Genomic DNA, 2,988 nt, shown 5'->3' with positions numbered 1-2,988 from the left:
CACAACCAGCATCGACATCTCGCTCTGGAACTTCCTTTTCGGTGCACGCTTTTCCGCCACAGCCGTGGCTTCCGATGAAGTCGTCATTGAGCCGCAAGCTCCATGATCTTGACCTGATCAGCCTCGGCGCGATCAAGAATGCCGGCGACCCGTCCCTGACGCACCGTTACGACGCGATCGCTCATGCCCAGAACCTCCGGCAGTTCCGAGGAAATCATGATGACGGCGACGCCTTCGCCTGCAAGTGTGGAGATCATACGGTGAATTTCCGCCTTGGCGCCGACATCGATCCCCCGCGTTGGTTCGTCCAGAATGAGAATACGTGGCTTCGTCAGTAGCCAGCGCCCGATCAGAACCTTTTGCTGATTGCCGCCCGACAGATTGATGATACGCTCGTCCATGCTCGAGGTTTTAACGCGGAGCGCCTCTCTCATTGTCTCGCATTCATTCGAGAGGCGGGCCTGCTCTACAAATCCATGGCGGACATATCCGCTACGAAGCGCTGCCATTTGCATATTCGACTGAATGTCGAGAAGCAGAAAACAGCCTGATTCCTTTCGGTCTTCCGTCAGAAATGCTATACCGTGCTCCATCGCAATGCTGGGCGACCGCACGTCAACACGTTTCCCCTTAATTTCGATCGTACCCGATGTTGCGGGGGTAACACCAAAGATCGTCTCGGCGATATTAGAGCGTCCGGCGCCGACGAGGCCCGCAATTCCTAAAATCTCCCCTTCTCTCAAGTCGAACGACACATCTTCAAACACTCCGGCGAGACACAGGTTTTTAACGCTGAGCACAACGTCTCCGATTTTCGCCGGTATCTTCGGAAACATTTGCGAAATCTCGCGGCCAACCATCATTCGTATAACCTCGTCACGGGTGATTTCGTTGGCCGCTTTGGTCGTGATATGTTTTCCATCGCGGAATATCGAGACCTCGTCGGCGATCTCAAACAATTCGTTCATCTTGTGGGTAATGTAGATGATGCCCTTCCCGCGTTCCCTGAGGGTTCGAATGATACGGAAAAGGTGTTCGACCTCTCGCTCCGTCAGTGCAGAGGTTGGCTCGTCCATGATGAGCACGTCCGATTCATAGGAAACCGCCTTTGCGATCTCGACCATCTGTCGGCTTGCTACAGACAAATCACCCACACGTTCTTCAGGATCCAGATCGATACCGAGTTCCACGAAAAGCTTTTCAGTCCTTTTGGCCAGTTCGCTGTGATCGACCAATCCAAAGCGGTTTTTCGGCTCCCGTCTGATCCAGATGTTCTCCGCAACCGTCATGTGATTCATGAGGTTAAGTTCCTGGTGGATCATGGCGATACCATTATCCAACGCGTCGAGCGGGCTGCGAAGCCGAATGGGGAGCGCGTTCAAAAAGAACTCCCCGGCGTCCGGCGTATAAATTCCGGCGATGATCTTCATTAGAGTCGATTTACCAGCGCCATTCTCACCCATTAGCGCGTGGACAGTGCCTCTCTTCAGGCGGAAAGACACGTTATCCAGGGCAACGTTCCCAGAAAACTCCTTTCGGACGTCTCGAACCTCCAACAAGTACTCGGCCGTGGGGACCGCGCCACTTGCGCGCACGGCCTTGATTGTCGACGGGGATACCTTTTCCATTTCGTTCTCCTCAAACCTGGCAACAGGAGGGGCGCCGCATATCAAACGCTTTGACGCTGAAGAGACTCGAAAATCTGATCAGTATCCCAGGTGCCGGTTGGGCCGAGGAGCCTGTTTCAACAGTTTTGCAATTCATCTGGTATTCCCCTTTTTGTCCGCCAGCGGCTATCCTTCCGCCAGACACTATATGTCGATCCCAAATCTAGGCCGACTGTCGTAATTGCAGAGAGAATGGCAGGATTACGTCTTTTGCCTGCTGCGTGTTGTCAGCGTCATGTGACGAGATCAGTTCGGCTATAGCCGGACCAAAATCCAAAGCCGGCACCCTTACGGTCGAAAGCCAGGGCGCAAGCCATTCGTTGAGGCGATTGTCATCGAAGCCAAAAATTACGAGGTCTTCCGGTATATTGAGGCCCTTCTCGACTGCTGCGCGATGCACCCCGTAGGCGATCATGTCGTTTGCACAAAAAATCGAATATTTCGCCGGCTCGTTTTCCAGGAGGGACTGCGCACAATCATATCCGGCCTGCATCGTGTAGGCGCATTCGAATTGACGCACTCTGGCCCCCTCTCCGAGACCCGCAAGAAAGCCATCGAGTCGGGCAGTGCTACCCGAATAGTGCCGTGGCCCATGGATCGCGACCGGATTGATGTAACCTCGCTCGACAAAGTACTTTCCCACGGAAAATCCAGCCTGAAAATTATCGATGCCGACATAGGGTGCAGCCATACCCGAGGCAGGCATGCGATTAACGAAAATAAGGTTACGATGCTGTGCTACGAATTCGCGCAGCCGCGGCGTGTCAATCGCACCCTGCAGGATTATCGCCCGGGCGCGCAGCCCCTGGGCGTCGGACAACAATCGATCTTGCTGAGCGGCTTTTTCACCCGTATTGGCGAGGACCATGGAAAGACCGATCTCTTTAAGGGCGCTTTCCACGGACACCGCCACATCTGCTGTAAAATGGTTCGTCGCGTCAGGAACCAGCATCATAACGACACGACTCTGGGACAGGCGCAGAGACCTCCCAATCTCAGACGGGGTATAGCCAAGCGCCTTTGCCGCTCGCTGCACGCTCTCGATCTTGCGAGGTGATACAGCATCGGCCTTCCCGGAAAAATACCTCGATACCGTCGCAGTCGAGACACCTGACAGACGAGCAACGTCTCGGATGGTTGGAGGCTTTGCCATTGATCTGAACCACGTCTCTATGAAACTTCACCAGATAAACAACCAAGGAGAGCCTTACGCTGCCTTTTCGCGTGGGCCTGCTCCAGATTGCTCGATATTTTCCCATGCTCCGGTCTGACCGGAGACGAGAATGGCCTCTGCGATGCGCTCGATCTGCACGCCGTCTTT

2 protein-coding genes are annotated in these 2,988 nt (G+C 54.4%); both read right to left on the bottom strand.

The window, feature by feature from the left end; genetic code table 11:
• Positions 1 to 83: 83 nt before the first annotated feature.
• A complete protein-coding gene (locus tag V6S97_RS28945; protein ID WP_334428427.1) occupies positions 84 to 1,628 on the bottom strand; it encodes a sugar ABC transporter ATP-binding protein in 1,545 nt (514 codons plus the stop codon).
• Between the two features lie 202 nt (positions 1,629 to 1,830).
• Complete coding sequence (locus V6S97_RS28940; RefSeq protein ID WP_334428426.1) at positions 1,831 to 2,820, bottom strand: LacI family DNA-binding transcriptional regulator; 990 nt, start codon at positions 2,818 to 2,820, stop codon at positions 1,831 to 1,833.
• Positions 2,821 to 2,988: the final 168 nt, after the last annotated feature.

Origin of the sequence: Agrobacterium sp. CCNWLW155 (genome assembly GCF_036888815.1) — a bacterium.
GTDB lineage: Bacteria > Pseudomonadota > Alphaproteobacteria > Rhizobiales > Rhizobiaceae > Agrobacterium > Agrobacterium radiobacter.
This window is presented reverse-complemented; position numbering and strand designations above follow the sequence as displayed.

Bases quoted from the DNA above. Each gene is read 5' to 3' on its own strand.
- V6S97_RS28945 (WP_334428427.1), bottom strand. From the start codon at position 1,628: ATGGAAAAGGTATCCCCGTCGACAATCAAGGCCGTGCGCGCAAGTGGC.
- V6S97_RS28940 (WP_334428426.1), bottom strand. From the start codon at position 2,820: ATGGCAAAGCCTCCAACCATCCGAGACGTTGCTCGTCTGTCAGGTGTC.